The sequence below is a fragment of the Pseudomonas sp. CDFA 610 genome (assembly GCF_021147865.1).
Lineage (GTDB): Bacteria > Pseudomonadota > Gammaproteobacteria > Pseudomonadales > Pseudomonadaceae > Aquipseudomonas > Aquipseudomonas alliivorans.
On the sequence record NZ_JAGTPM010000021.1, the window covers coordinates 1 to 5,601 of the forward strand.

At 50.2% G+C, this 5,601-nt stretch carries 5 protein-coding genes; all 5 read left to right on the top strand.

Annotation, left to right across the window (positions count from 1 at the left end; all coding sequences use genetic code 11):
- Positions 1-858 precede the first annotated feature (858 nt).
- From KDX39_RS26235 to KDX39_RS26255, 5 genes are read left to right on the top strand one after another with little or no spacing between them, the layout of a single operon-like run.
- Positions 859-2,307, top strand: coding sequence for an SIR2 family protein (locus KDX39_RS26235; RefSeq protein WP_231662361.1), 1,449 nt, complete (start codon positions 859-861; stop codon positions 2,305-2,307).
- 3 nt (positions 2,308-2,310) lie between these two features.
- Positions 2,311-2,787 carry a TIR domain-containing protein gene (locus tag KDX39_RS26240; RefSeq protein ID WP_231662362.1) on the top strand — a complete coding sequence of 159 codons (477 nt, stop codon included), beginning with the start codon at positions 2,311-2,313 and terminating at the stop codon, positions 2,785-2,787.
- Positions 2,788-2,819: 32 nt separating this feature from the next.
- Positions 2,820-3,353 (top strand): toll/interleukin-1 receptor domain-containing protein, encoded by a 534-nt coding sequence (locus tag KDX39_RS26245; RefSeq protein WP_231662363.1) that lies wholly within the window; start codon positions 2,820-2,822, stop codon positions 3,351-3,353.
- A gap of 51 nt (positions 3,354-3,404) precedes the next feature.
- Positions 3,405-3,947: a toll/interleukin-1 receptor domain-containing protein gene (locus KDX39_RS26250; RefSeq protein WP_231662364.1), complete on the top strand. Its 543-nt coding sequence runs from the start codon at positions 3,405-3,407 to the stop codon at positions 3,945-3,947.
- Between the two features lie 52 nt (positions 3,948-3,999).
- The gene (locus KDX39_RS26255) at positions 4,000-4,848 is read left to right on the top strand and encodes a toll/interleukin-1 receptor domain-containing protein (RefSeq protein WP_231662365.1); all 849 of its coding nucleotides are present in this window, start codon (positions 4,000-4,002) and stop codon (positions 4,846-4,848) included.
- Positions 4,849-5,601 lie beyond the last annotated feature (753 nt).

The following is a 5,601-nucleotide window of genomic DNA, read 5'->3' on the forward strand; positions in this document are numbered from 1 at the left end:
GGCCATCGTGGGCTCCTGCCGTTGATGGACGCGGACTTTACTGACTCCCGACGCTTGCTGGGTTCAAATGAGTTTCAGATGATTTCGTACAGAGCCTAGCGGACGTCCGCTTCTGGTGAAAGGTGCTGTTTACTAATGCCCGCTTGCGCGCAAGAGGTCTGTCGTCGGCTATCGGCTGATATCGGCGTCAACATTCCATGTCAGTGTCTCGAACTGGCTTTAGCACTATCGATCGTCCATCAACTCGATGCTCAACGAATCACCCAAATCTACGTTCATTGCGGCAAGCACATCTGGTGAGAGATCAATGACGACGTCTCCGCTGCCATCACCTGAATCTTGGCATTTCACGATTGTTCGCACGGATTCATTCCTACGTGAAATGCCATATCTGGGCTGATACAGTCGAGCGTCCATCCTCCGCGATTCAGCTAGCGGCCACAAGAGGATGTTTATGAAACACTGTTTCCGGCCTAAAGCCGCCGGTTGGGTCAGGCGACTTTCGACCCGCTTTCGTATCAGAACTGGCTAATTGGCAAAAGTCGGACAATTGAATGCGTCTATGAAATCAGGAGCGATTCAATGGTGCGTGCCGGATGAGACTCAGCATTGATGGAAAACCCGCTGCAGAAATGCGCTATGGAGAAGCCGCCCGCTTCAGGTTGACGATGGGAACACAGCATTTAGTTTTTTTGGGTCTATATTTTTTGATGATTTCAAGGCGACTTTAGTCGCACAGCTATATTCATAAATATTGGCGTAGCTTTAATTAGCGAGCCGTTCAGCGGCTCTAGACTGCGTCGTGTTCATAGACCGCCGCAGATTGTTTGCTGGCGAGTATCTAGGGAAGACGCTTGTATGCGGAAAAAGTTTTCATCAGAAATTGAAATTTTTATTCGTCGGTACGTTCGTGATTTGAATGAGGGTGTTGCCGCAGTTTTCGCAGGGGCCGGGCTTTCTCGGGACAGCGGGTATGTGAACTGGCCAGAGCTGATGCGAGAAGTGGCGGAAGAACTAGGGCTTTCGGTTGACAAGGAGCACGACCTGGTCTCGCTCGCCCAGTTTCACGTTAACGAGCGCAGCGGATCAGGTGGATTGGCGCGTCGTATCATTGACGAATTCTCCGAGCATGCGGAGCCCTCGCAATCACACCAAATTCTGGCCCGATTGCCGATCAGAACATACTGGACGACCAACTACGACCAGCTCATTGAAGGCACGCTACGTAAAAACCAGCGTGTTCCGGATGTAAAGCATCAGGTTTCTGACCTTTTGACCACGCGGCCGAAACGCGATGCCGTTGTTTACAAAATGCACGGCGATGCCCTGTCTCCCAACCAAGCCATCCTCCATAAATCTCAGTACGAGCAGTACTACAAGACGCATGAAGCGTTTGTCACCGCTTTGAGCGGTGACTTGATCTCCAAGACCTTCCTGTTCATTGGCTTCAGCTTCACCGACCCTAACCTTGACTATGTATTGAGTCGACTGCACGTGCCACCGCATGCGCGGCGCGAGCACTACTGCTTTTTGCGCCGCGAGCCCTCCACTCCGTATGAAAAGGAAGATGCTGAGGCAGTGCGCTACCGCCGGCGCAAGCAGGAATTGCACATTCAAGATCTAAAGCGTTTTGGAATCCAAACGCTCCTGGTCGAGGAGTACGACGACATCCCCAAGATTCTGAGAGCCATTGAGGAGCAGTTCCTCAAGAAAACTATCTTCATTGCGGGTAGCGCGGAGGAATACGGTGATTGGGAAAAGAATGATGCGCTGAACTTCATCCACACACTCTCATCCAGCCTAGTTCGAGCCGGCTACCGGGTGGTGAATGGATTTGGTTGGGGCGTCGGAAGCGCCGTGATCAACGGTGCTTTGGACGCCATCTACTCAAATCCAGAGAGGTATTCAGAAGATCAGTTGGTCATGAGGCCATTTCCCCAAGTGGCATCGCAAGGCCAGGATTTGGGGGTGTTATGGCAACAGTACCGCGAGCGCATGATCTCGCTGTCAGGCATTGCGCTGTTTGTCTTTGGCAATAAGGTTGGCCAAAACGGCATCGAAAACGCCGGGGGTGTTCAAAAGGAATTTGACATCGCCGTTGCCCAGGGTGTCGTTCCGGTACCTATTGGCGCGACTGGCTATATGGCGAAGGAACTGGCCGAGAAGGTGATTGCAGATCCCGGTACCTATGTGCCTGAAGATATTTGGCTGGCCGATGAACTGAAGAAACTTAACGATCGCTCGATTGGCGCTAAAGCTATCGAGGACACAGTGCTCAGAATCGTCAAGAAACTGGAGGGGGCGTGAACCATGAAACGTAATATTTTTTACAGCTTTCATTTTGGCAAAGATGTATTGCGCGTCCAGCAGATTCGTAATATGGGCGTTATCGACGGAGATGAGCCGGTCAGCCCAAACCGCTGGGAAGAAATCAAGCGTTCGGAAGACGGCGTGAAGCGCTGGATCACCGAGAATCTCCAACGCAAGACCTGTCTGGTGGTTTTGATCGGAGCGGAAACCGCGAGCCGTAAGTGGGTGCGATATGAAATCATGAGGGCTTGGGAGCTCGGTATTCCGATGCTAGGTGTTCGTATCCACAACCTCAAATGCCCGAGCGCTGGCATCGGGACATATGGAACTAACCCCTTCAGCACCTTGACTCTGAAGCGGGCCAACGGAACCGTCTATACACCTAAGGTGTACGATCCAAGCTCAAATGACGCCTACGGGGTCATCAAAGCGAATCTGCCTACGTGGATCGAGACGGCAATCAAGGAGTTCGCGTAAGCGTACCCCCTTATTCTTCCAAGAGGTATTACATGGCTTTCTTCACCAAAGAGCAGGCAAGGGCTGCGGCGCGCCGCTCGGAAAATATGCTCGATCAAGTCGCAGGACTTGAGTCCTACTCGGATGAGCGGTTCGACGTGTTTTTGTCCCATTCGATGCTGGATCAAGATCTGGTAAAAGGCGTGGCAACGCTGCTTAAAGAGCAGGGGTACAGCGTTTACATTGATTGGGTTGAAGATGAAGAGCTGGATCGAGAGCGTGTCGACAAGAAAACGGCGGAGCGCTTGCGTCAGCGCATGCGCAACTGCTCAAGCTTAGTCTACATAGCGACTGACCGATCTGGGCTGTCAAAATGGATGCCTTGGGAGCTGGGCTATTTTGACGGCTACAAGGAAGGTGGTGTCGCTATCCTTCCCCTGGTAGATACAGTGAGTTCCGGATTCGATGGGCAGGAATACTTAGGTTTGTATCCCCTGATCAACCAGCTGGATCAGCGGCTGTATGTGGAAGGTTCACCAGAATTACGCTCGGATTTCTGGGCTTTCGTAAATGATCCGTATCGGTAAATGTATGAGCCCGACTTGTGGAAAATCAGTTTCAATTAACGGCTGAGTAAAATGGCACGTAACGTCACCAGAACTGAACTAAAAAATATTGCTGCCAATGCCTCTCAGAGCCGCTACTTCACGAAATCTTTGGCTGCCTCAGCGCACAAACTGACCTTTATCTCACACTCCAGCAAAGATGGAGAGTTAGTGGAAGGCGCCATCGAGGTTATCGCCAGTCACGGGGGCATACCTTATATCGATGAGATAGACCCCGCAATGCCGGATCACACGTCGGAACAGACGGCTGAGTTGCTAAAAAAGCGGATTGCTGAGTGCAAGCGGTTTGTGCTGCTTACAAGTCCCAATAGCAAAGATAGTCGATGGGTTCCGTGGGAGTTGGGCCTCGCCGATGGAAAAAAGGGTATCCAGACAATCGCCATTTTCGGTGCTTCTGATTCTGCAGGTGATGATGCCTGGTCATCTTGGGAGTACATGGGGTTGTATCAAAGAATAATTTGGGGAAGGCTTCAGGGCTACGCAAATGAGCTCTGGATGGTTTATTCACAAAAAACGGATTCAGCCGTAACTCTTGAGTCTTGGCTGCGCAGTTAAGTTCCAGTCCAATAGCTGGTGTTCGGATTCTCGTGAAAAAATAGAGGGCAATATGTATCTGGGTTTTGAGCTTGAGCACTACAAGCCGTTCGAGATGATCAGTAATATGGCTATTGATAATTACCGCAAGCAGGCCCGCAACGCAACGGTCAATGACCTGGCTGACTATATAATAGGTCAGATTGATAAAAAGGACGTGATCGACGCGAAGAAGCTCGCTAAAAAAATCTTCCCCCAACAGGAAGCCCATGTGTTCCTGTCGCATTCTCATCGCGATGAGCGCGAAGCCATCGAGTTTGCGCTCTCTTTGGAGAAGCGGGGCGTTGAAGTCTTCGTAGACTCCTGCGTGTGGGGCTACGTGGGCGATTTGCTTTTTAAGATCAATGCTCATTACTCGGACAAGGAAGAGGTGGGAGGTGTTACTAACTTTTCTTACGATAAATGCAATGAGGTGGCGGCGTCTCTGTTTCTGATGCTAAATGAGGAGTTGCATCGAATGATTGATGCAACGGAGTGTTTTATCTTTTTCAACACCCAAAATTCCGTGAGTATCAAAGGGCATGAGGGGTTCGCTGAAGGAGATCGCACGCTTTCTCCCTGGATTTATTCTGAGTTGGCCTTTAGTGCTAAGACGCGATACCAGTTGCGGCCTCGCAAGCGCCTGCCGAGAGGCATTGTAGGGGCGATGGAGTCCCATAAGGTGCATAGGGCGATGGCATCCGCATCTTTCGCATTCGAGATCATAAATTTCCACTTGCCTAAGCTCAGCGGTAACGATATGAAATCGCTGGCTGATAAGACGCCCCATTCTGGGTTTTTCTGGCTAGATGCGCTGTATTACGAGCACGATTTGGAGAGTGAGTTCACTGATAGATGCCATGCCGCTGTTCTAAACAGTTAAATAGGATGGCCTGCTGCGGGTGGTCAAGCCAGGAATTGACTCGACTTCCTCTATCTAGCAGCATAAAGGTTGGATGGGGGATCAGGGAATTTCGAACGGTGCTCCGAGCTTTCCAAACTTGTCTTATCCGTTCCGGTAGGTGGCAGTAAGCGTCAACATGCCAGACAGATTGATATAATAATTGTCGCGTCCTGATTTTATAAAATAAATTGTGGCGGCATTTTATCATTCATACTTGTCACGGTGGATGTGCTCTGCAATGGATGCCATTAGATCGAGGCAATAGGACGGCCGGGCGTTGATGTAGTTATGTATGCGCATTGCATCTTGCGCTGTATTACTTAACTCATCACGCCATATAGTTCGCACAAGTGAACGACCAGCTCTTGCTTTGGTGGCGAAGATTGGGAGTGGAGTGAAATGTGCAGGCATAAGCGCTCCCACGAGCTACAATCTCGTTGAGGTTTTTTGATTATTTCGAACTGGCTTGAATGCGGCAAGCAGGATTACTGACGTATTTATAGCGTAAATCAAGTGCGGTAGTAATCGGCCTGATCGGTGACTTGTAGTGCTCAGTAAGTTAGTGATGATCACTGTTTTGGTGAACGTGACTAAGTTGGCAATGATCACTGTTTTAGTGAATGGAGAGTGATTTCGGAGTTAGGTTGAGCAAGCGATCAGGATTCGATAGGGCTTCGCAGGTTTGTGAAACAGGAGATGAGAGAATGGTTGAGAAGTGGGTTGTGTGGGGGG